Here is a 23841-nt window from a genome sequence, read left to right as displayed (position 1 = left end):
GACGACATCAGCTGCTCCATAAGTTCCCACACGAATTGCTTGATTCATTGAAGAAGACGATAAAGAAGCAGCCCGAAATTGGGTCTGTAGCTCAGTTGGTTAGAGCGCACCCCTGATAAGGGTGAGGTCGGCAGTTCGAATCTGCCCAGACCCACCAATTTTGTGTGGGAACCTGTAGAAATACGGGGCCATAGCTCAGCTGGGAGAGCGCCTGCCTTGCACGCAGGAGGTCAACGGTTCGATCCCGTTTGGCTCCACCACTACTGCTTCTGAAGTTTGAAAGCTTAGAAATGAGCATTCCATCGTGATGATGGTGAATGTTGATTTCTAGTCTTTGATTAGATCGTTCTTTAAAAATTTGGGTATGTGATAGAAAGATAGACTGAACGTTACTTTCACTGGTAACGGATCAGGCTAAGGTAAAATTTGTGAGTTCTCTTAATTGAGAAATTCGAATTTTCGGCGAATGTCGTCTTCACAGTATAACCAGATTGCTTGGGGTTATATGGTCAAGTGAAGAAGCGCATACGGTGGATGCCTTGGCAGTCAGAGGCGATGAAAGACGTGGTAGCCTGCGAAAAGCTTCGGGGAGTCGGCAAACAGACTTTGATCCGGAGATGTCTGAATGGGGGAACCCAGCCATCATAAGATGGTTACCTTACACTGAATACATAGGTGTAAGGGGCGAACCAGGGGAACTGAAACATCTAAGTACCCTGAGGAAAAGAAATCAACCGAGATTCCCTTAGTAGTGGCGAGCGAACGGGGACTAGCCCTTAAGTGGCTTTGAGATTAGCGGAACGCTCTGGAAAGTGCGGCCATAGTGGGTGATAGCCCTGTACGCGAAAATCTCTTAGTCATGAAATCGAGTAGGACGGAGCACGAGAAACTTTGTCTGAATATGGGGGGACCATCCTCCAAGGCTAAATACTACTGACTGACCGATAGTGAACTAGTACCGTGAGGGAAAGGCGAAAAGAACCCCGGAGAGGGGAGTGAAATAGATCCTGAAACCGTATGCGTACAAGCAGTGGGAGCCTACTTTGTTAGGTGACTGCGTACCTTTTGTATAATGGGTCAGCGACTTATTTTCAGTGGCGAGCTTAACCGAATAGGGGAGGCGTAGCGAAAGCGAGTCTTAATAGGGCGTCTAGTCGCTGGGAATAGACCCGAAACCGGGCGATCTATCCATGGGCAGGTTGAAGGTTGGGTAACACTAACTGGAGGACCGAACCGACTACCGTTGAAAAGTTAGCGGATGACCTGTGGATCGGAGTGAAAGGCTAATCAAGCTCGGAGATAGCTGGTTCTCCTCGAAAGCTATTTAGGTAGCGCCTCATGTATCACTGTAGGGGGTAGAGCACTGTTTCGGCTAGGGGGTCATCCCGACTTACCAAACCGATGCAAACTCCGAATACCTACAAGTGCCGAGCATGGGAGACACACGGCGGGTGCTAACGTCCGTCGTGAAAAGGGAAACAACCCAGACCGTCAGCTAAGGTCCCAAAGTTATGGTTAAGTGGGAAACGATGTGGGAAGGCTTAGACAGCTAGGAGGTTGGCTTAGAAGCAGCCACCCTTTAAAGAAAGCGTAATAGCTCACTAGTCGAGTCGGCCTGCGCGGAAGATGTAACGGGGCTCAAACCATACACCGAAGCTACGGGTATCACGTAAGTGATGCGGTAGAGGAGCGTTCTGTAAGCCTGTGAAGGTGAGTTGAGAAGCTTGCTGGAGGTATCAGAAGTGCGAATGCTGACATGAGTAACGATAATGGGTGTGAAAAACACCCACGCCGAAAGACCAAGGTTTCCTGCGCAACGTTAATCGACGCAGGGTTAGTCGGTCCCTAAGGCGAGGCTGAAAAGCGTAGTCGATGGAAAACAGGTTAATATTCCTGTACTTCTGGTTATTGCGATGGAGGGACGGAGAAGGCTAGGCCAGCTTGGCGTTGGTTGTCCAAGTTTAAGGTGGTAGGCTGGAATCTTAGGTAAATCCGGGATTCTAAGGCCGAGAGCTGATGACGAGTCATCTTTTAGATGACGAAGTGGTTGATGCCATGCTTCCAAGAAAAGCTTCTAAGCTTCAGGTAACCAGGAACCGTACCCCAAACCGACACAGGTGGTTGGGTAGAGAATACCAAGGCGCTTGAGAGAACTCGGGTGAAGGAACTAGGCAAAATGGCACCGTAACTTCGGGAGAAGGTGCGCCGGTGAGGGTGAAGGACTTGCTCCGTAAGCTCATGCCGGTCGAAGATACCAGGCCGCTGCGACTGTTTATTAAAAACACAGCACTCTGCAAACACGAAAGTGGACGTATAGGGTGTGACGCCTGCCCGGTGCCGGAAGGTTAATTGATGGGGTTAGCTAACGCGAAGCTCTTGATCGAAGCCCCGGTAAACGGCGGCCGTAACTATAACGGTCCTAAGGTAGCGAAATTCCTTGTCGGGTAAGTTCCGACCTGCACGAATGGCGTAACGATGGCGGCGCTGTCTCCACCCGAGACTCAGTGAAATTGAAATCGCTGTGAAGATGCAGTGTATCCGCGGCTAGACGGAAAGACCCCGTGAACCTTTACTATAGCTTTGCACTGGACTTTGAATTTGCTTGTGTAGGATAGGTGGGAGGCTTTGAAGCGTGGACGCCAGTTCGCGTGGAGCCAACCTTGAAATACCACCCTGGCAACTTTGAGGTTCTAACTCAGGTCCGTTATCCGGATCGAGGACAGTGTATGGTGGGTAGTTTGACTGGGGCGGTCTCCTCCTAAAGAGTAACGGAGGAGTACGAAGGTGCGCTCAGACCGGTCGGAAATCGGTCGTAGAGTATAAAGGCAAAAGCGCGCTTGACTGCGAGACAGACACGTCGAGCAGGTACGAAAGTAGGTCTTAGTGATCCGGTGGTTCTGTATGGAAGGGCCATCGCTCAACGGATAAAAGGTACTCCGGGGATAACAGGCTGATACCGCCCAAGAGTTCATATCGACGGCGGTGTTTGGCACCTCGATGTCGGCTCATCACATCCTGGGGCTGAAGCCGGTCCCAAGGGTATGGCTGTTCGCCATTTAAAGTGGTACGCGAGCTGGGTTTAGAACGTCGTGAGACAGTTCGGTCCCTATCTGCCGTGGACGTTTGAGATTTGAGAGGGGCTGCTCCTAGTACGAGAGGACCGGAGTGGACGAACCTCTGGTGTTCCGGTTGTCACGCCAGTGGCATTGCCGGGTAGCTATGTTCGGAATAGATAACCGCTGAAAGCATCTAAGCGGGAAACTAGCCTCAAGATGAGATCTCACTGGGACCTTGAGTCCCCTGAAGGGCCGTCGAAGACTACGACGTTGATAGGTTGGGTGTGTAAGCGCTGTGAGGCGTTGAGCTAACCAATACTAATTGCCCGTGAGGCTTGACCATATAACACCCAAGCAATTTGCGAACTCGGAAGAGACCAGATTGCGGTGTGTGAAGACGAAACGAACCGAAAGTTCGACTCTTACAAAACACCGAAAACTATCACATACCCAATTTGCTGAAGCGAGGCCAGCTGGCCACGACTCAGTACCCGAATTTCTTGACGACCATAGAGCATTGGAACCACCTGATCCCATCCCGAACTCAGCAGTGAAACGATGCATCGCCGATGGTAGTGTGGGGTTTCCCCATGTGAGAGTAGGTCATCGTCAAGATTAAATTCCAGAACCCCTGTTTGCTTACGCAGACAGGGGTTTTGTTTTGGGCGGTCGGAAAGGGCGCCTCATTGCGGTGGTCTTCAGTGCTTCCTTGGCAGTGTCTACTAAAGGCTTTTGTATCGCTCTCCTCAAGCTGCAAGATCGTACAAGAGCGCTCGACTCTTCCTTCGATAGTCTGACAACTCTCACCTACCAGAGGATCTGTCATGACTCAGCAGCACCCAGCACAACCTGTCAATCTCGCGCAAAAGGCTTCGCTCATCAGTGAGCAGTGGAGCCCGAGAGTCGTCGCCGAGATGAACGACTACCAGTTCAAGGTTGTACGCATCGAAGGCGAGTTCATCTGGCACTCACATCCAGAAACCGACGAGGCGTTTTTCGTGCTTGAAGGGACACTGCGCATCGACCTTCCGGACGGTCCCGTGTATGTGGCACCGGGTGAGCTGTATGTCGTTCCTCGCGGAATAGAGCATCGGACGGCCGCCGAAGGCGAAGCCAAATTGATGATGATCGAACCACGCGGCATCTTGAACACCGGCCATGAAGGGGGAGACCGCACCGCCATGAACGACCTGTGGATCTGAAATCTCCCTGCTGTTCGAGGCCACCGTTGCCATCTGGTAACAGTAGCCTCATCCCCTGATGCTCGGTGCCGTCTGACTCAACGGCACCACACGGCTCTTCCCAGGTACCGTTGGGGAAATCGATGCAAAGTGTTTCTGCATTTTTGTTATGGTGCAGCACATTTTCACAAGGATTGAGCTTTTATCCGCAGGACGCGGCGTCGACCTTTTTCAACGAGATGCTGTAGAAATGCCTCAACCAATCCCGATCAAAGACCACGAAAACGAAAACCGCCTGGTCAACAAGCGCCTGCTCGCCTGCGCCTTGTTGGTGATCGGCATCACCTGCGCCCTGGTGGGCCGCCTGTATTTCCTGCAGGTCGTGCAATTCGAGTATCACTCGACGATTTCTGAAAACAACCGTGTCCACGTACTGCCCATCACACCGACTCGCGGCTTGATCTATGACCGCAATGGCGTCGTGCTGGCCGACAACCGTCCAAGCTACAACCTGACCATCACCCGCGAGCGCACCACCGACCTCAAGGGCGAACTGGACGCGATCGTCAGCCTGCTGCACCTGCCGGCAGAAGACCGTGCCGTATTCGACAAGGCGCTGAAGCAGGCGCGGCATCCTTTTGTTCCGGTTACGTTATTTTATGAGCTGACCGAAGAACAGATCGCCGAACTCGCCGTCAACGAATTCCGCCTGCCCGGTGTAGACGTCGAACCGCAATTCGTCCGCCACTACCCCCTGGGCGCGCATTTCGCTCACTCCATCGGTTACGTTGGCCGCATCAACGAAAAAGAATCCAAGGCCCTCGACTCGGTGGAGTACCGCGGCACGCAGTCCATCGGCAAGACCGGCATCGAGCGTTTCTACGAGTCAGAACTGCATGGTCATGTCGGCTATGAAGAAGTCGAGACCAATGCGCAGGGGCGCGTACTGCGTGTGCTCAAGCATACCGACCCGATCCCCGGCAAAAACATCGTGCTGAGCCTCGATGTCAAACTCCAGGAAGCGGCGGAAGAGGCGCTGGGCGATCGTCGTGGCTCCGTGGTAGCCCTCGACCCGCAAACTGGCGAAGTACTGGCGATGGTCAGCAAACCCAGCTTCGACCCCAACCTGTTCGTCACGGGCATCAGCTTCAAGGAATACGCCGCCCTGCATGATTCCATCGACCGGCCGCTGTTCAACCGCGTCCTGCGCGGTCTCTATGCGCCGGGTTCGACGATCAAGCCGGAAGTGGCCATCGCGGGTCTCGACAGCGGGGTAGTGACGGCCCAGACCCGCGTGTTCGATCCCGGTTACTATCAATTGCCCGACTTTGACCACAAATACCGCAACTGGAACCACAGCGGCGACGGTTGGGTGGATATGGACGCCGCCATCATGCGCTCCAACGACACCTATTTTTACGACCTGGCCCACAAGCTCGGCATCGACCGTCTGCACGACTACCTGGCCGAGTTCGGCCTCGGCCAGAAAGTCTCCCTGGACATGTTCGAAGAGTCGGCCGGCCTGATGCCGTCCCAGGCCTGGAAGCGCGCGACCCGGCGTCAGCCCTGGTTCCCGGGCGAAACGGTGATCCTCGGCATCGGCCAGGGTTATATGCAAGTCACGCCGCTGCAACTGGCCCAGGCCACTGCGTTGATTGCCAACAAAGGCGTGTGGAATCGGCCGCACCTGGCCAAGACCATCAACGGCGTGGCGCCGGTGGACGAGCACCCGATGCCCAACGTGGTCCTCAAGAACCCGCGTGACTGGGAGCAGGTCAACCACGGGATGCAACTGGTGATGCACGACCCGCGCGGGATCGCCCGGGCGGCTGCGCAAGGCGCGCAATACCGCATCGCCGGCAAGAGTGGTACCGCGCAGGTGGTGGCGATCAAACAGGGCGAGCGCTACAACCGCGACAAAACCCAGGAGCGCCACCGTGACAACGCGCTGTTTGTCGGGTTTGCGCCAGCGGAGCACCCCCAGATCGTGATTTCGGTGATGATCGAAAACGGCGAGGCCGGTGGCCGCGTCGCAGGTCCGGTGGTGCGCCAGATCATGGACGCCTGGCTGCTCGACCACGAAGGCCACTTGAAGCCGCAATATGCGACGCCGAGCAAAGCCCCCGGCGACCCCCACGTCTGACTCATACCTGCCATTCGTCCCACGGCTGCACGCCCTCATGCGCCAGCCACGGCACATCGTGGGCCGTCCAGATATGCGCGGTGGGCCTGATGCCTGGATCATCGTCCAGCGTCGCCACCCGCACAATCACATGGGGCTGATGCCCGCGCTCGGCCATCAGGTGTGAGCCACAGCGCGAGCAGAAGCGCCTGAATTTGCCTGGCGAGGATTCGAAGGCCGCCAACAGTTCTTCGCCCTGGGTCCAGCGAAAGTGCTCACGCATTACGCCGGCAGTGCTCACAAACGCTGCCGCATGCACCTTGCGACAGCTGTCGCAGTGGCAGTGGCTGATGGGCATGTCCAGGCTGTCCACCTGGTAGCGCACGGCTTTACAGAAGCAACTTCCATTCAACGGGTCAGTCATAACCTAAGGGCCTGGACAACAATGGGGGCATCATCATCGCGCAGAACCCAAGGTTGCGCATTGGTCGATGTCGCCTACTGTCAATGGAGGAGGTGACGTATGCACGTATCAGATCGTATAGAACGGAAAGTCCTACTGAACGCTCCACGCAAAAAAGTGTGGGAGGCACTCACCGATGCCGAGCAATTCGGCCGCTGGTTTGGCATCGCCCTCAAGGGCAAGACCTTTGTCGCCGGGGAAACGATCGAAGCGCCGATCACTTACCCAGGTTACGAACACGTGATCTGGAAAGCCAAGATCGAACGCATCCTGCCGCAGACGCGGTTTTCTTTCTCGTGGCACCCCTTCGCCGTCGAAAAGGGCTTCGACTACGACAAGGAAACACCGACACTGGTGGAGTTCACCGTTGAAGACCGCGCCCCGGGCATTCTGCTGCGGGTCGTTGAATCCGGCTTCGACACAGTGCCCGAAGCCCGCCGCCTGAAAGCCTTCAAAATGAATTCCCGCGGCTGGGACGAGCAAATGCGCAATATCGAAGGCTACCTGAGTCACTTCCACCAAGGCATCGCCTGAGGCGATTGCGCTCTGTGCGCGTTAACGTGCTGCGTTTGGCCGGATGCCGGGTAGAATCACGCCCTGAACGTGATTCCTGAGGTGCGGCACGGTGGATTTACAGCAGGGTTTTGTCCTGACCCGGCATTGGCGCGACACCCCGGCGGGGACGCAGGTCAGCTTCTGGCTGGCCACCGACCAGGGGCCGCGGCTTATTCGCCTCCCCGTGCAAAGCTCGGTGATATTCATCCCCGAAGCCCATCGTAAGCCGCTGGATTGGCTGCTCAAGGACGAACGCGATATCGAATTGCGCCCGCTGGAGCTGTGCGATTTCCATCACCGCAAGGTATTAGGCCTCTACACCCGCCAGCATCGGCAACTGATGGACCTGGAAAAGCGCCTGCGCGCCGCCGGTGTCGATGTCTACGAAGGTGACGTGCGCCCGCCCGAGCGCTACATGATGGAGCGTTTCATCACCGCCCCCGTGTGGTTCGACGGCACGCCCGATGCCAGCGGTGCGCTGCTCGAAGCGCAGATGAAACCCGCCCCCGACTACCGTCCGCCGCTCAAACTGGTGTCCCTGGACATCGAGACCACCGCTCAGGGCGATCTGTATTCCATCGCCCTCGAAGGCTGCGGCGAGCGCCAGGTGTATATGCTCGGCCCGCCGAACAAGAGCGACGCGGTGGACTTCAAGCTCGACTACTGCGACACCCGCGGCCAATTGCTCGAACGCCTCAACCAGTGGCTGGCCACCCATGACCCCGATGCGATCATCGGCTGGAATGTGGTGCAGTTCGACCTGCGCGTGCTCCACGAACATGCCCAGCGCCTCAACGTGCCGCTCCTGCTCGGCCGCGGCGAAGAGCCCATGACCTGGCGCGAACACGGCAGCCGCAATCATTACTTCGCGGCCGCGGCGGGGCGGTTGATCATCGACGGTATCGAAGCGCTGCGCTCGGCCACCTGGAGTTTTGAATCCTTCAGCCTGGAAAACGTCGCGCAAACCCTGCTCGGCGAAGGTAAGGACATCTCCACGCCGTACCAGCGCATGGACGAGATCAACCGCATGTTCGCCGAGGACAAGCCGGCCCTGGCGCGTTACAACCTCAAGGACTGCGAACTGGTCACGCGGATTTTCGCCAAGACCGAGTTGCTCAAGTTCCTGCTCGAACGCGCCAGCGTCACCGGCTTGCCAGCCGACCGCAACGGTGGCTCCGTGGCCGCATTCACCCACCTGTACATGCCGCTGATGCACCGACAGGGCTTCGTCGCGCCGAACCTGGGCGACAAGCCGCCCCAGGCCAGCCCCGGCGGGTTTGTCATGGATTCACGCCCCGGCCTCTACGAATCGGTGTTGGTGCTGGACTACAAAAGCCTCTACCCGTCGATCATCCGCAGCTTCCTGATCGACCCTGTAGGCCTGGTCGAAGGCCTCAAGCACCCCGATGACAGTGCGTCGGTGGAAGGCTTTCGCGGCGCACGGTTCTCCCGCACCCGGCACTGCCTGCCCGCCATCGTCGCGCGTATCTCCGAAGGCCGCGAAGAGGCCAAGCGTGAACACAATGCACCGTTGTCCCAAGCGCTGAAAATCATCATGAACGCCTTCTACGGCGTGCTCGGCTCCAGCGGTTGCCGCTTCTTCGATACGCGCCTGGCGTCCTCGATCACCCTGCGCGGCCATCAGATCATGCGCCAGACCCGCGAACTGGTCGAAGCCCAGGGGTATGAAGTGATCTACGGCGACACCGACTCGACCTTCGTCTGGCTCGGCAGCGCGCATTCCCAGGAGGACGCCAGCCGCATCGGCCAGGCGCTGGTACGGCACGTCAACGATTGGTGGCGCGCACATTTGCACAACGCATTCGGCCTGCACAGCGCGCTGGAGTTGCAATACGAAACCCACTTCACGCGCTTCCTCATGCCGACCATTCGCGGCGCCGAGGAGGGCAGCAAGAAGCGGTACGCCGGGTTGGTGGTGCGCGGCGATGGCAGCGAAGAGATGGTCTACAAGGGTCTGGAAACCGTGCGCAGCGACTGGTCGCCCCTGGCCCGGCAATTCCAGCAGGAACTCTACCAGCGCATCTTCCACCGCCAGCCCCATCAGGATTACGTGCGCGACTACGTGCGGCGCACCTTGAGCGGCGAATTCGACGAGTTGCTGATCTACCGCAAGCGCCTGCGCCGCCGGTTGGACGACTACGAGCGCAACGTCCCGCCCCACGTGCGCGCCGCGCGCCTGGCCGACGACTACAACGACCGCATGAACCGCCCGCGTCAGTACCAGCGCGGCGGTTGGATCAGCTACGTGATCACCGTCAACGGCCCGGAGCCGCTGGAGGTGCGCCAGGCCCCGATTGACTACGACCACTACGTCACGCGGCAATTGCAGCCGGTGGCCGATGCGATTCTGCCGTTTGTGAATGACGACTTCGGCACCCTGGTCGGCGGGCAAATGGGCCTGTTCTGAAGTACTTGCCTCGCGTGGCTAAGCGGCTACGCTGTTGGCGTGCTCGGCAACTGCTACCTCACATTCAGGAGGAACCCCCATGTACACGCTCTACGGCACCGACGACTCCGGCTCATGCATGATTGAAATTGCCCTGCCGCGTTGCGCGGTGCCGTGGCATCGGGTGGACGCCAGCTCCTGGCAGGACGGCGAAGGCAGTGCAGCGCTCGCACGGATCAACCCGCTCAAACAGATCCCCACGTTGGTGACGCCCGATGGCCAGGTGCTGACGGAAAGCGCGGCGATCCTGATCCACCTGGGCCTGGAATTCCCGGCCGCCAACCTACTCGCCGGCAACCGCGGCCAGATCCTCCGCGGCCTGGTGTACATCGCCGCCAATTGCTACTCGGCGATCGGCATCATCGACTACCCGCAACGCTGGCTGGGCAACGCCGATGAGGCGGCGCAAGCGCAATTGATCAGCGGCACGCGCGACTACCTGCACCAGGCCTGGAGGGTGTTCGCCGATCAGTTTGCCGACCAATTGTTTGCCCCCGACCAACAGCCGAATGCCCTGGGCATCATGGCGGCGGCGGTGTCGCACTGGGATGCGGCGCGAGAGGCGTTGCAAGCCTCGCGGCCGGCGTTCGCCCAGACCCTGGCCCGGGTGGACGCCGACCCGCTCGTCGCGCCGGTGTTCGCTCGGCATTGGCCGCAGCAATGACAGTGCCGCGTCCTATCGCCTGGCACGTCACGCGCTGGTGCGACGACCCCTATAGCCAAGGTGCCTACAGCGCAATGTTGCCGGGAGGCGATGTCAGCCTGCGGCGCCTGCTCTCCACGCCGATTGATAATCGCCTGTTCCTCGCTGGCGAAGCCTTCAACCACGATCATTGCGCCATGACCCACAGCGCTTGGGACAGTGGCATCCGCGCGGCGAAGGCGGTGGCCGGCACCCGCGCCCGCAAGGTCATCGTTATCGGTGCCGGGTTTGCCGGCCTGAGTGCCGCACGTGCGTTGCAGGCGCAGGGTTTGGAGGTGCGCGTACTCGAGGCGCGCAACCGCATCGGCGGGCGCGTGAACAGTGTGGCCCTGGGTGACCATACGGTGGATGCGGGGGCCGCCTGGTTGCAGCACTATGCCCTCAACCCGCTGGCCCGACGTGCCGAGCAGTTGGGCCTGGAACGACGGCCTACCGATTTCTCGCAACCATTGGCTGCCGCGTGGGATGGCCCCGTACCGGACATCAATGGCGCGTATGAACGCTTGAAACAGGCCATTGATCGTCATCAACCCTTGGCGCAGGGCATCGATCAATACCTTGCGACCCTCAATGCCCCCGAACGCCGCGCTGCCCGCTATGCCATCGACGCTAACCTGATCCTCGAAGCCGGGTTGCCCCTGGACCAGTTGTCGACGCATACGCTCGACGAGGAGGGCGTTGGCCACGGCGACCAGTTTCTGCCTCAAGGCTATCGGCAATTACTGGAGGACGCCGCCAGCGGCCTGAATATCCACCTCAATCACCCCGTGCAGCACGTCGCCTGGGACGAGCGCGGCGTGTGGGTCGATGCCCTCAATGCAGATGCCTGCATCTGCACGGTGCCGATACCGGTACTCAAACACCTGCACTTTACGCCAGGCTTGCCGACGGCTTACCGAGAGGCCCTGGCGTTTTTCACCATGGGCCGCCTGGAAAAGGTCGTGCTGCAATTCGACCAGCGCTGGTGGCCGGTTTCCCGCGATGGTTATCTGCGTTGGTACGATCACCCCGCCAATTGGGGGGAGTGGCTGGATTTGACCGATGCCGTGGGTGCGCCGCTGATTGCCGGGTTGATCGCCGGTGATGCGGTGGACCGGCACTATCGAGGCAAGCTTGACGAGCAGATCGCACTGCAAGCCTGCGAAAAACTTGCGGCCTGGGCCTGCGCAATCAAAGGAAACAATGACTGCTAGCACTCGTCACCCCTTGCGTAGCCGGCGTCCTGACCTACGCTTTCTCAAGGCGGTGTAGGAATCATCCTTGAATTTGGCTGTCGCAGACATGAAACTCAAGAACCCTGCATGGAATTCAAAGGAGGTACGCATGCTCATCCGGTCGCTGACCCTGGCTACCTTGATGGCTTTTACGGGGCCGTTGTTGGCTGCTGATGATATCAACCCGCTCAAGCAGGATTTGGGCAAGGCCCGGCCGCTGGTGGTAGTGGAGCTTGATTCCGGCAATGACACATTGGCCAAGCTCAAAAAACAGCTGGACGAGCCTGCCATCAAGCAGTCCTTTGAAGAGCGCGGCATGGTGTTGTACACCGTGAAGTTCGGCAGCATCGGTGCCGAAGGGGAGAAGTTCGCCAAGGACCCCAAGGACAACAAGAAGCTTGCTCCGCCTGAAACCAACGCGCTGATCCGCGCCCTCAAATTAGGCGCCGGCAGCGGCACCAAGGTGATCCTGGTCGGCAAGGACGGCGAGAAGAAAGTCGAGAAGACCGTGCCGCCGGATACCCTCAACGTGAGCGAGTTTTTCAGCGCCATCGACCAGATGCCGATGGCCGAGAAAGAGGCCGCCGCCGCCGCGGAACCCGAACCTGTCGCCCCCGCGCCAGGCAAGAACGCCAAGCCCGCCAAACCGGCGAAACCCGGCAGCAAACCGGCCCCTCAGCCATTGGATGACTGAGGCTTATCCTTCGGCGGGCGCGCGCCCATAGATATCGTCGAAGCGCACAATGTCGTCTTCGCCCAGGTACTCGCCGCTCTGCACCTCGATCATCACCAGCTCGATGCTGCCGGGGTTGGTCAGGCGGTGTTTGTGCCCGGCCGGAATGTAGGTGGACTCGTTGGCGTTGATCAACAATTCCCGCTCGCCATTGGTGATCTGCGCGGTACCGCTGACCACCACCCAGTGTTCGCTGCGGTGGTGATGCATCTGCAGCGACAGTGACGCCAGCGGCTTGACCACAATGCGCTTGATCTTGAAGCGCGCACTCTCCTCCAGCACCGTGTAGGTGCCCCATGGCCGCGTCACCGTGCGGTGCAGGTTGTACGCCGGATGGTTCTGGCGCTTGAGCTCGGCCACGATGTGGCGCACATCCTGGCTGCGGTGGGCATCGGCGATCAGCAGGGCGTCGGCGGTGTCGACGATGATCAGGTCGCGCACGCCTACCACGCCCAATACCCGCCTGGGCGAGTCGATGTAGCAGTTGTGGACGTCATGCAGAATCGCTTCGCCATTGACCTGATTGCCCTGGGCATCGCTGGGGGTGAGCTGGCGCAGGGTTTCCCAGGAGCCGATATCGCTCCAGCCGATATCGCAGGGCACCACGGCCACCTGCGTGGACTTCTCCATCAGCGCCACGTCGATGGACAGGTCCGGTGCGCCGCCGAAGCCATCGGCATCCAGTTCGCGCTGGCGCGAGGTCGTATTCTGCAGGCTCTGGCTGTGCGCCAGCGCGGCCTTGGCGGCCGTCAGCACCTGCGGGGCGTGGGTGGTCAGCTCGTTCACCAGGGTGCTGGCCTTGAAGCAGAATATGCCGGCGTTCCACAGGTGCTGGCCGCCGTCGAGATAGCCTTGCGCGGTGGCCAGGTCGGGTTTTTCGACAAAGCGTTTGACCCGGTTTCCCGTACTCAGCGCGGCGCCTTGTTCGATGTAGCCGAAGCCGGTTTCCGGGCGATCAGGCTCAATACCGAAGGTCACCAGGTAGCCGGCTGCGGCCAGCTCGCGGGCCTGGCTCACGGCCGCGGCGAACGCGCTTTCATTGAGGATCAAGTGGTCGGCGGGCATCACCAGCAACGGTGCGTCGTCGCCGAAGTGCTCCAGCACATGCAGCGCCGCCACCGCCATCGCCGCTGCCGTGTTGCGGCCGAAGGGCTCCAGCAACAAGTCCAGGGGCAGGCGGGCTGTGTTCACCAGGCGATAGTCATCCAGCGTGCGAAACAGCAGGTCACGGTTGGTGACCGTCAGCACGTTTTCCACCCCGGGCAGGCGGCTGGCGCGCAGGAAGGTTTTCTGCAGCAGGCTCTGGCCATCGCGCATACGCATGAACGGCTTGGGCATGTTTTGCCGGGAGACTGGCCACAGTCGGGTACCCGAACCGCCGGAAATGATGCAGGGAATTAATCCGTCGTGGGTATTCATCAATAAACTTCTTGGGGGGGAAAGGGCAGCCCGCGCTTCGGAATCGAGCTTCGTCGCAATCGCGCTGCCCCGTATCATCGGCGACCCGCCGCGCAGCGGCAACTGCGACGCGTATCAACCCAGGCGCGCTGCCGCCCGCGCAGTGATTTCTGCGCGGACCTTGCGCGACTCGGCCGTGCGTTTGTTGGCCTCTTCCAGCACGGCCTTCGGCGCGGTATCCGGCCGGCCGGCATTGAACGGTGGCGCCGGGGCGTATTCGATCTGCAACTGCACCAATTGCGCTGTCGCTTCGTCGTACAGCTCAGCGGCCAGGGTCAGGGCGAAGTCGATCCCCGCAGTGATCCCGCCGCCGGTGAGCAGGTTGCCGTCCCGCACCACGCGCGCCTGAACCGGAATGGCGCCGAGCGGGGCGAGCAGGTCGTGATAGGCCCAATGGGTGGTGGCCTTGCGCCCGCGCAGCAAACCGGCCGCACCGAGCACCAGCGAACCGGTGCATACCGAGGTGACATAACGCGCGGTGAGCGCCTGGGCCCTGAGGAAGTCGAGGGTCTGCGGGTCTTCCATCAACGGGCCGACGCCGCTGCCGCCAGGGACGCAGAGCACATCCAGGTGTGGGCAATCGGCGTAGGTCATGGTCGGCGTGAACACCAGCCCGGTGCTGGAGGTAACCGGCGAAAGGTCTTTCCACACCAGGTGCAACTTCACATCCGGTAGCGAGCCCAAGACGTCATAGGGGCCGGTGAGGTCCAGTTGCTGGATGCCGGGGAACAACAGAAAACCGATCTGCAAGGTCATGAATGAAGCTCCGATAAGGGGTGGACGGTTTCACTCTAGAGGCCTAGGCTTTGGCGAATACGCCATTGAACCCACGAATCACGCCAAACATGCCGCGCATCATTCATGTACTCGCTTTTGATAATGCCCAAGTGCTCGACGTGACCGGGCCCTTGCAGGTGTTCGCCTCGGCCAACGACCTTGCGCGCCAGCGCGGTGCGCCGTTGCCCTACGCGGTTTCGGTGATCGCCGCCCAGGCGGCGCCGGTGATGACCTCCGCCGGCCTGGCGCTGGTGGCCGAGCCGTTGCCCGCCGTCGACACGCCTTGCGACACCCTGCTCATCGCTGGCGGCTGGGGTGTCTACGGCGCCGCCGAAGACCTGGCGCTGGTGGACTGGGTGCGCGAAAAAGCCCGGCACACCCGGCGCATGGCCTCGGTGTGTACCGGGGCTTTTCTGCTGGCGGCCAGTGGCTTGCTCGACGGCTGTCGCGTGGCGACGCACTGGACACGCTGTGAAGAGCTGGCGCGCAAGTTCCCGGCGCTGACGGTGGAGGCCAACCCGATTTTCATCCAGCAGGGCACCGTGTGGACGTCGGCCGGTGTAACCGCCGGGATCGACCTGTGCCTGGCCTTGGTGGAACAAGACCTGGGCCGCGCCGTGGCCCTGGAAGTCGCGCGGCACCTGGTGGTCTTCCTCAAACGCCCCGGTGGCCAATCGCAGTTCAGCGTGACCTTGTCATTGCAAAAAGGCGACAGCCGCTTTGCCGAGTTGCACGCGTGGATCGCGGAGCACCTGACCCTCGACCTGACCCTCGCCACCCTGGCCGCCCAGGCCGGCATGAGCGAGCGCAGCTTCGTGCGTCACTACCGCGCCGAAACCGGCCAGACCCCCGCGCGCGCGGTCGAGCTGATCCGCGTCGAAACCGCCCGCCGGCAACTGGCGGACAGCAGCACATCGATCAAACGCATCGCCGTGCAGTGCGGGTTCGGTTGTGAAGAGACCTTGCGGCGCAGCTTCCTGCGGGTCTTGTCAGTCACGCCGCAGGCTTATCGCGAGCGCTTTTCGCCAGCGGCCTAGGCGAGCAATTCCAGGAGTGCCTCAAGGGTCGCTTGCGGCGCTTCCTGAGGGATATTGTGGCCGACGCCGGGCAACACCTGCCGCCGATAGAAGCCGCTGAAGTGCTGCGCGTCGTTATCCTCCAGCGGCGGCGGGCCCACGCCATCATCGGCGCCGCACAGCGAAATCGTCGGCACCGCGATCGGCGGTTGCAGCGCCAGCGCCTGTTCGATGGGCGCTAGTGCGGGATCGCCTGGTGCATACATGAAGCGGTGACGGTAGGAATGAATCACCACGTCGACAAAGTCCGGGTTATCGAACGATGGCGCACTCTGGCCATAGAGGCTGGGGCCTGCCGCCCAGGAGGGCGACCACAGTGACCACAGCAATTGGCAAAACGCCCGGCGATTGGCGGTCAACCCATCCACGCCACGCTGGGTGTGGAAGTAGTACTGGTACCACAACCGATGCTCCGTCTCTGGCGGCCTGGGCTCGAGCGACTTGGCAATGTCCTGGATGTTGTAGCCGTCCCCGCTCACCAACCCGCGCACGCGCTCCGGCCACAGTGCCGCGACAATACAGGCGGCACGCCCACCCCAGTCGTAGCCCGCCAGGGTGGCCCGCGGGATACACAGCGCATCCATGAACTCCAGCAGGTCCTTGGCCAACGCGGCCTGTTGCCCGGAGCGCATCACCTGCGCGTTGATAAACCGCGTCGGGCCATAACCACGCAGGTACGGCACCCACACCCGACAGCCGCGCTCGGCCAGGGCCGGGGCGATATCGTCATAGCCGCGAGGGTCGTAGGGGAAGCCATGCAGCAGGATCACCGGTTCACCGTCGACGGGGCCGTGGGCTTCATACGCCACATCGAGCATCGAGGTGCGTACATAAAACAGCGCAGGGGCGATGGGCATGATGGGCTCCTATCGGTTGGGCGATGACTGCCGATGACACTACCGCCGATCCATTAACGCCACAAGGCTGAGAGGGTCGAGGGCCAAGAGTGTCCGGCATTCCGGTCGCCCGACCCTCCGTCATCGCGGCCTCGCTGACCCTCGACGGGTGGCGTTCAAGGCTGCCACACCGTCTTCGCGCCGCTCAACTTGCGGTCCAGAAACGTTGCCGCGCTGATCAGTGCCAAATGGCTCAACGCCTGCGGCGTATTGCCCAGGTGGCGCGCCTGGTTGTCGAACTCTTCGGCGTACAACCCCAGCGGGTTGGCGTAGCGCAGCAACTGCTCAAACTCCAGATGCGCCTTTTCGACCTGCCCGGCGCGGGCCAGGCATTCGACGTACCAGAACGAGCAGGCGGCAAACGCGCCTTCGGTGCCTGGCAGGCCGTCGATCCGGCTGTCGTCGTTGCGATAGCGATAGACCATACCGTCGCGCACCAGGCTTTTCTGGATCGCTGCCAGCGTCGAGAGCCAGCGCGGGTCGGTGGCGGCGACGAAGCGCATCAGCGGCATGAGCAGCATCGAACCGTCCAGCGCGGTGCTGCCGGTATGCTGCACAAAGTGCCCGCGTTCTTCGTTCCAGAAATTGCCCCAGATATCCGCGTAGATCGCCTGGCGCGTCTGGTCCCAGCGCGCGAACGGCGCCGGCAGCGAGCGTTTGGACGCCAGGCGGATCGCACGGTCCAGCGCCACCCAGCACATCAGCCGCGAGTGCAGGAAGTGGTGCTGCTCGCCACGCATTTCCCAGATACCCACGTCTTTGCGGTTCCAGATATCACAGACCTGATCCGCGAGTTCGACCGTGTGTTTCCAGCCGTCGTGGGAAATGGCTTCGCCGTATTTGTTGACCAGATAAATCGCGTCCATCAACTCGCCGTAGATGTCCAGTTGGACCTGGTCGAACGCCTCATTGCCGATACGCACCGGCGTCGCGCCGCCATGCCCACGCAAGTGCGTCAGTTGAGTTTCGGGCAGTTGCTGGCGGCCGTCGATGCCATACAGGATGTTGATCTTGACGGGCTGGTCGCTGCAGTCGCTGACCCGCCCTCTGAGCCAACGCATGTAGTGATTGGCTTCGTCGACAAACCCGAGGCGCATGAACGCGTAGACCGTGAACGAGGCGTCACGGATCCAGGTGTAACGGTAGTCCCAGTTGCGCTCGCCGCCGGGCGATTCGGGCAGGCCGAAGGTGGCGGCGGCGATGATCGCGCCATGTTTGCGCGAGGTCAAAAGCTTCAGGGCCAGGGCCGAGCGGTTGACCATTTCGCGCCAGCGCCCGCGGTAGTTCGATTGCGCAATCCAGCCGCGCCAGAACGCGACGGTGTGCGTCAACGCCAGGTCGGTGCAGCTGCTGTCGACGCGCGGGTCGTCCTGCCCGCCGAGGACGAATTCGGCGCCTTCTTCCTGGGCCAGGACGAAGCTGGCCACTGCGGCGTTGTCTTCGACCTGCAGTGCGTGGCTGCTCGACAAGCGCAGACCGGGCTGGCCGTGGGCGGCGAAACACACCGTGCCGTTGTCGAGGCTGGCATGGGTGGGCGCGCGCGCATAGTCATGACGCACGGCGCAGCGCAGGTGGATCGTCACCTGGCCGCTGACCGCACGCACGCGGCGAATCAACAGGGGCAGGTCGTCCTCCTCACCGATGGTCAACAGGTCAGTGATTTCCACCACGGCGTCATCGCTGAGCCAGCGGGTCTGCAGCACGTTGGTGTCGGGCAGGTAGATCTGTTCGCGGCGGGCGTTGGGCAGGTCTGGCGTGAGCTGGAAAATGCCGGCGTCGGGCGTGTCGAGCAGCGCGCAGAAGATCGACGGGCTGTCGAATTCCGGCCAGCAGAAAAAGTCGATGCTGCCCTTGTCGTTCACCAGGGCGGCGCTGCGCATGTCGCCGATGATGCCGTGGGCGTCGATGGCGCTCTGTGGCTCGTGCTTGAAATCAACCATTGCCGCCCCCGGTCACCAAGGCTACTTGTTGCTGCCGCGAGAGATGCATCCGTTACCCACCGTTGAGTTGCGTTCAGTTAGCTGACTGGCGGGGCAGGGCACAAGTTCACCGAAAAACACCACAACTTGGCTGGCGCTCGCGGCTTGAGCGCGCTCTTTATGAGCGCGCTCGCGGTAAATGACACACCGCTCGCCAGCAGAACCCATTCACTTCTCCCATTGCTCAAGCAGAATCGAAACAAATTTCTCCGCCGCTGGAGATAACGAGGCTCCACGACGGTAAACCAGTCCCAATGAACGGTTCACAATGGGCTCTATCAACGGGATGCTGACCAATGTCGGATGATCCACGGCAGGCATCGCCAGGCTCGGCACGGCCGAGACACCGAGGCCGGCTTCCACCAGGCCCAGCGACGTCGAAAGGTGTTGCACCTCATAGAACCACTGCGGGCGCCAGCTCAAGCCCGATAACGCATGATCGAGCAACATCCGGTTGCCGCTCAGGCGTCCGACGCCGATCAAGCGGTAATTGCTGAGTTCAGACCAGGTCACCGCGCTACGTTCCGCCAGTTCATGATCGCGTCGACACGCCAATACAAAAGGCTCGTCGACCAATGGCACAAATTCTATGTCGGGGTGCTGGCCGCTCATCATGTTGATGCCGAAGTCGGCTTCTCCGCGCAGCACGGCCTCCAGGCCTTCGTTGGCGCTGAGATCGAGCAGGCGGATACGGATTTGCGGATAGCGCTCGTTGTAGAGGCGGATGACCGAAGGCAGGAAGTAGAAGGCTGCGGTCGGGATGCAGGCAAGGGTGACCCGTCCGCTCTGTCGCTCTGCCAGCTCTCGGATGTTGAGTATCGAGTCGTCGAAGTCGTCCAGCAGGCGGCGTGCCTTGGGTAGAAAGTCCCGACCAACGCTCGTGAGACTCACCCTTCTGGTGGTGCGATCGAGAAGAGCGGTCCCCAAGCCTTCCTCCAGTTTTTTCATCCTCCGGCTCAGCGCCGGCTGGGACAGGTGCAATGCATCGGCAGCCTCGTGGAAGCTCCCGAGTTCGGCGATTTTCACGAACGATCGTATGTCATTTAGCTCATATTGCATTTTTTATAACTCGATGGAAGAGGGCGGCGGCGTTCAATCATCCTAAGTTTGTCATTCGCTAAACGCAATAATCAGGCTGATATTTGCATTGGAAACATTTTTCAAAGCCTGCGACTCTTGCCTCAAGAGCATTAATCAACCCGATTGATCAATAAGAGTCAGTGGTCATGCAACGAATTCCTTGTGTGCTTATGCGCGGCGGTACGTCCAAGGGGCCAGTATTTCTCGCCTGGGACCTGCCTGATGCGATCGAACAGCGTGATGAGCTGCTGCTCAACCTGATGGGCTCCGGCCATGAGCTGGAAATTGACGGCATTGGCGGTGGGAGCCCGCAAACCAGCAAGGTCGCCATCGTCAGCCCATCACTGCACCCGGACGCGGATGTCGACTATTTGTTCGTGCAGGTGATGGTCTCCCAGCGTCGAGTCGATACCGCGCCCAATTGCGGCAATATGCTTTGCGCCGTTGGCCCGTTTGCGGTCGAGCAGGGGCTGGTCAAGGCGTCTAAAGGCCTGACGCGTGTGCGTATTCGCAACCTCAACACGGGGACGTTTGTGAACGCAGACGTACACACTCCCGAGGGGACCGTCAGCTACGAAGGCGACACCGCCATTGATGGCGTGCCGGGGACTGCCGCTCCCGTGCAGCTGACCTTCCTGGATGCCGCGGGCAGCAAAACCGGTAAGCTGTTCCCGACGGGGCAGACTCAGGACCTGATCGACGGTGTCCCGATGACCTGCATCGACATGGCGATGCCGATGATGATCATCGAGGCTGGCCAATTGGGTAAACGTGGGGACGAAAGCCCTGCTGAACTGGATGCCGACAAAGCCTTCCTGGGGCGCCTGGAGTCTCTGCGGCTGCAGGCCGGCCTGGCCATGGGTTTGGGCGACGTCAGTGATAAAGTGATCCCCAAGCCCGTACTGGTGTCGCCGGCCAAGGCGGGCGGCACCCTTCAGGTGCGCTATTTCATGCCGCACAACTGCCACCGGGCACTGGCGATTACCGGCTCTATCGGCTTGGCCACCGCGTGCGTCAGTGAAGGCAGCGTGATTGCTCAATTGCTTGGCGGGGTGAGTGAGCCGCGCTTGAAACACGTTCGAATTGAACATCCCAGTGGCGCAATAGACGTTGTACTGTCCTACACCGGGGCTCAGGGTGAGACAATTCGCGCTTCGGTAGTGCGAACATCGCGCAGGCTGTTCTCCGGTTTTGTCTACGCCGCGGCTTCCCAACGACTTGCCGGATAACGTCCTTTAGTCATTGTCGTTTCTGCATCAGCACAATTCTAAAAATGGGTGATGCCATGAAGTTTGTAAAATCGCTCTACGTCCAGATTCTCTTCGCCGTGCTGTTGGGCGTGCTGGTCGGGCATTTCTGGTCACAACAGGCCATAGCCTTGAAGCCGCTGGGTGATGCCTTCATCAAGCTGATCAAGATGATGATCGCTCCCGTGGTGTTCTGCACCATCGTCACCGGAATCGCCGGCATGAGCGACAAGCGCTCCCTCGGGCGTTTGTTGAGCAAGACCATGTTGCTGTTCCTGGGCCTGACCGTGATCAGCCTGATCATCGGCCTAGTGGCGGTCTATCTGTTCAAGCCCGGTGTGGGCATGAACATCGACCCTACCCAGTTGAGCACCAAGGGGCTGTCGCACTACACCGATTCTGCGGCGAAGCTGGGCGTGGTCGAGTTTTTCATGCACATCATCCCCGACACGTTCATCGGTGCTTTCAATAAAGGTGAGGTGCTGCCGGTTCTATTCATTGCGGTGCTGTGCGGGTTTGCGCTTTCGGCCATTGGCGAGCGCGGCAAGCCGGTACTGGATGTACTGGAATCCGCTTCGCACATGGTCTTCAAGATCTTCTCCTACCTGATGCGCTTTGCGCCGATCGGTGCCTTTGGTGCCTTGGCGTTCACGGTCGGGCAGTACGGCATTACCTCGTTGGGCTCGTTGGCCAAGCTGATCATGACGCTGTACATCGCCTGCGCATTCTTCGTGTTTGTGGTGCTGGGGAGCATTTGCCGCGCGCATGGCTTCAGTCTGTGGAAGTTGCTGCGCTACTTGCGCGAAGAGTTCCTGGTGGTCCTCGGCACGTCGTCCACCGAGCCGGTAATGCCGCGGATGTTGGAAAAACTCCAGGCCCTGGGTTGCAACAAAGGCGTGGTCGGGCTGGTGCTGCCCACGGGTTACTCGTTCAACCTCGACGGTACGGCGATCTACCTCTCGCTGGCGGCGGTGTTCATTGCCCAGGCCTGCAACATCGACCTGAGCCTGACCCAGACCGTGACCATGCTGGCAATCATGCTGCTGTCCTCGAAAGGCGCCGCCGGTGTCACCGGCTCCGGTTTTGTCGCACTGGCGTCAACGTTGACGGTCATTCACGACATTCCCTTGGCCGGCCTTGCCTTGCTGATCGGTATCGACCGCTTCATGTCGGAAGCCCGGGCCTTGACCAGCCTGGCCAGCAATGCGGTGGCGACTGTGGTGATGTCCCTCTCGGAAAATGCCTGCGATCGCGAAGTACTGATGCGCACGCTGGACGGCAAACCTTCCCCCATTGCCATCTCGGCCCAGGCCCAGAACCCGGACTGGGATGGTGTGACGGTCACGGACCGCGTCTGACCGGTCGCGGCTGCGCCCAGACACCTTAAACACCTCAAATAAACACTCCCCGCCAGGCACAACTGGCGGGCGCGGAGTCGTGCGCCTGTGCGTCGGCCCCGTTACTTATAAGAACAAGAGAACTGACTTATGCTCGCATTACTTGGCTTGGCCATGGTGGTGGTTTTCACCTTCCTGATAATGACTAAACGGCTGTCGCCGATTGTCGCCCTGACGCTGGTTCCGATAGTGTTTGCCGTGATTGGCGGTTTCGGCGGCACTACCGGCAAGATGATGCTCGACGGCTTGAAAATGGTCGCACCGTCGGCCGCGCTCCTGCTGTTCGCGATCCTGTTTTTCGGCTTGATGATCGACGCCGGCCTGTTTGACCCGCTGATTCGCAAGATCCTCAAGCGCGTCAACGGCGACCCGATGAAAATCGCTGTCGGCACCGCGTTGCTTTCGCTGGTGGTGGCATTGGACGGTGATGGCACCACCACCTACATGATCACCTGCGCAGCCATGCTTCCGCTGTATAAGCGCATCGGCATGAACCCGATGATTCTGGCGACCATTTCCATGCTTTCGCTGAGCATCATGAGCGGCATGACCCCCTGGGGAGGGCCCGCGACCCGCGCGATCGCGGCACTGGGCCTGGATGCCGGGGCCTACTTCGTACCCTTGTTGCCGACCATGATCGGCGGCGCGATGTGGGTGGTGTTCACCGCGTTCCTGCTGGGCCGCGCCGAGCGCAAGCGCATCGGTAACATTCAATTGGAGAGCGGCGGCGGTAACTGCTACATCAACGCAATACTCGAGGACACGCCGCACAAGCGCCCGAAACTGGCCTACGTCAACCTGCTGCTGGTCATCGCGGTGATGGTCGCGCTGGTGATGGGGATCATGCATTCCGCGATCCTGTTCCTGATCGGGTTCGTCCTGGCGCTGATGATCAACTATCCGCAACTGGACATTCAGAAGGAACGCATCCTTGCCCATTCGGGCAATGCCATGACGGTCGTATTGTTGGTGTTTGCCGCCGGCATCTTTGCCGGGATTTTCTCTGGCACGAAGATGGTCGATTCTCTCGCGCAGACACTGGTTGACTGGATTCCACCGTCCTGGGGGCACCTGTTCCCGCTGGTCGTGGCCGTTACCAGCATGCCGCTGACGTTCGTCCTGTCCAACGATGCCTACTACTTCGGCGTGGTGCCTATCCTGGCCAACGCCGCTGCGGCCTACGGCATTGATCCGCTGGAGATCGCCCGCGCATCGATTCTGGGGCAACCGGTGCATCTGATGAGCCCGTTGGTCGCCTCGACCCTGTTGTTGGTCGGGATGGTCGATCGCGACATCGGCGATTTCCAGAAAGCCACCGTCAAGTGGGCCGTGCTCACCTCATTGGTCATCACGGCGCTGGCTTTGTTGACCGGGGCGATCAGTCTCTTCACCTGATTCAACCCAACCTCCTGTTTTTCACCGACGCGCCTCACCCGC

Annotated in this window: 17 protein-coding genes, 2 tRNA genes and 2 rRNA genes; 15 read left to right on the top strand and 6 right to left on the bottom strand. The window is 60.3% G+C overall.

Annotation, left to right across the window (positions count from 1 at the left end; translation table 11 throughout):
- Positions 1-80: 80 nt before the first annotated feature.
- From C5F70_RS14315 to mrdA, 6 genes are all read left to right on the top strand, one after another.
- Positions 81-157 (top strand) — tRNA-Ile (locus C5F70_RS14315).
- A gap of 27 nt (positions 158-184) precedes the next feature.
- Positions 185-260 (top strand) — tRNA-Ala (locus tag C5F70_RS14310).
- Between the two features lie 247 nt (positions 261-507).
- A 23S ribosomal RNA gene (locus C5F70_RS14305) occupies positions 508-3399 on the top strand.
- Between the two features lie 156 nt (positions 3400-3555).
- Positions 3556-3671 (top strand): 5S ribosomal RNA (rrf, locus tag C5F70_RS14300).
- A gap of 209 nt (positions 3672-3880) precedes the next feature.
- Positions 3881-4258, top strand: coding sequence for a cupin domain-containing protein (locus C5F70_RS14295; protein WP_046384128.1), 378 nt, complete (start codon positions 3881-3883; stop codon positions 4256-4258).
- Between the two features lie 229 nt (positions 4259-4487).
- Entirely contained in the window at positions 4488-6380 is a 1893-nt protein-coding gene (gene mrdA, locus C5F70_RS14290) for a penicillin-binding protein 2 (RefSeq protein WP_079443257.1), read from the top strand.
- A gap of 1 nt (position 6381) precedes the next feature.
- Here mrdA and C5F70_RS14285 read toward each other — a convergent pair whose 3' ends face one another.
- The gene (locus C5F70_RS14285) at positions 6382-6783 is read right to left on the bottom strand and encodes a GFA family protein (protein ID WP_026140012.1); all 402 of its coding nucleotides are present in this window, start codon (positions 6781-6783) and stop codon (positions 6382-6384) included.
- A gap of 99 nt (positions 6784-6882) precedes the next feature.
- Here C5F70_RS14285 and C5F70_RS14280 point away from each other — a divergent pair, with 99 nt between their 5' ends.
- From C5F70_RS14280 to C5F70_RS14260, 5 genes are all read left to right on the top strand, one after another.
- Entirely contained in the window at positions 6883-7356 is a 474-nt protein-coding gene (locus C5F70_RS14280; protein WP_017846919.1) for an SRPBCC family protein, read from the top strand.
- Between the two features lie 91 nt (positions 7357-7447).
- On the top strand, positions 7448-9805 hold the full coding sequence (locus C5F70_RS14275) for a DNA polymerase II (RefSeq protein WP_017846920.1): 2358 nt from the start codon (positions 7448-7450) through the stop codon (positions 9803-9805).
- Between the two features lie 79 nt (positions 9806-9884).
- Complete coding sequence (locus C5F70_RS14270) at positions 9885-10508, top strand: glutathione S-transferase family protein (protein ID WP_017846921.1); 624 nt, start codon at positions 9885-9887, stop codon at positions 10506-10508.
- Positions 10505-11740, top strand: coding sequence for an NAD(P)/FAD-dependent oxidoreductase (locus C5F70_RS14265; protein WP_104903583.1), 1236 nt, complete (start codon positions 10505-10507; stop codon positions 11738-11740). Before C5F70_RS14270 ends, C5F70_RS14265 begins: the two co-directional genes overlap by 4 nt.
- Positions 11741-11870: 130 nt before the next feature.
- Complete coding sequence (locus C5F70_RS14260; protein WP_104903582.1) at positions 11871-12455, top strand: DUF4174 domain-containing protein; 585 nt, start codon at positions 11871-11873, stop codon at positions 12453-12455.
- Positions 12456-12458: 3 nt separating this feature from the next.
- Here C5F70_RS14260 and C5F70_RS14255 read toward each other — a convergent pair whose 3' ends face one another.
- Positions 12459-13913: a mannose-1-phosphate guanylyltransferase/mannose-6-phosphate isomerase gene (locus tag C5F70_RS14255; RefSeq protein ID WP_104903581.1), complete on the bottom strand. Its 1455-nt coding sequence runs from the start codon at positions 13911-13913 to the stop codon at positions 12459-12461.
- 114 nt (positions 13914-14027) lie between these two features.
- Positions 14028-14708, bottom strand: a complete 681-nt coding sequence (gene inhA / locus C5F70_RS14250) for an isonitrile hydratase (protein ID WP_017846925.1) — start codon at positions 14706-14708, stop codon at positions 14028-14030.
- Positions 14709-14797: 89 nt separating this feature from the next.
- Between inhA and C5F70_RS14245 the strand changes: the two genes are divergently transcribed.
- Complete coding sequence (locus C5F70_RS14245; RefSeq protein WP_017846926.1) at positions 14798-15766, top strand: GlxA family transcriptional regulator; 969 nt, start codon at positions 14798-14800, stop codon at positions 15764-15766.
- On the opposite strand, the gene C5F70_RS14240 is transcribed toward C5F70_RS14245, so the two are convergent.
- From C5F70_RS14240 to C5F70_RS14230, 3 genes are all read right to left on the bottom strand, one after another.
- Entirely contained in the window at positions 15763-16662 is a 900-nt protein-coding gene (locus C5F70_RS14240; RefSeq protein WP_104903580.1) for an alpha/beta fold hydrolase, read from the bottom strand. The genes C5F70_RS14245 and C5F70_RS14240 overlap by 4 nt on opposite strands.
- A 155-nt stretch (positions 16663-16817) precedes the next feature.
- Positions 16818-18641: a glycoside hydrolase family 15 protein gene (locus tag C5F70_RS14235; RefSeq protein WP_104903579.1), complete on the bottom strand. Its 1824-nt coding sequence runs from the start codon at positions 18639-18641 to the stop codon at positions 16818-16820.
- Between the two features lie 207 nt (positions 18642-18848).
- Positions 18849-19739: a LysR family transcriptional regulator gene (locus C5F70_RS14230; protein ID WP_017846929.1), complete on the bottom strand. Its 891-nt coding sequence runs from the start codon at positions 19737-19739 to the stop codon at positions 18849-18851.
- Positions 19740-19906: 167 nt separating this feature from the next.
- Here C5F70_RS14230 and C5F70_RS14225 point away from each other — a divergent pair, with 167 nt between their 5' ends.
- The 3 genes from C5F70_RS14225 to C5F70_RS14215 all read left to right on the top strand — a co-directional run bounded on the left by C5F70_RS14225 (position 19907) and on the right by C5F70_RS14215 (position 23799).
- Entirely contained in the window at positions 19907-20989 is a 1083-nt protein-coding gene (locus C5F70_RS14225; protein ID WP_026140015.1) for a 4-oxalomesaconate tautomerase, read from the top strand.
- Positions 20990-21033: 44 nt separating this feature from the next.
- The gene (locus C5F70_RS14220; protein WP_026140016.1) at positions 21034-22365 is read left to right on the top strand and encodes a dicarboxylate/amino acid:cation symporter; all 1332 of its coding nucleotides are present in this window, start codon (positions 21034-21036) and stop codon (positions 22363-22365) included.
- Positions 22366-22494: 129 nt separating this feature from the next.
- Positions 22495-23799, top strand: a complete 1305-nt coding sequence (locus C5F70_RS14215; RefSeq protein ID WP_017846932.1) for a CitMHS family transporter — start codon at positions 22495-22497, stop codon at positions 23797-23799.
- Positions 23800-23841: the final 42 nt, after the last annotated feature.

Origin of the sequence: Pseudomonas sp. LH1G9, from assembly GCF_002949975.1 — a bacterium.
GTDB lineage: Bacteria > Pseudomonadota > Gammaproteobacteria > Pseudomonadales > Pseudomonadaceae > Aquipseudomonas > Aquipseudomonas veronii.
Note: the sequence above shows the minus strand (reverse complement) of the source record. Positions and strands in the feature narration are given on the sequence as shown.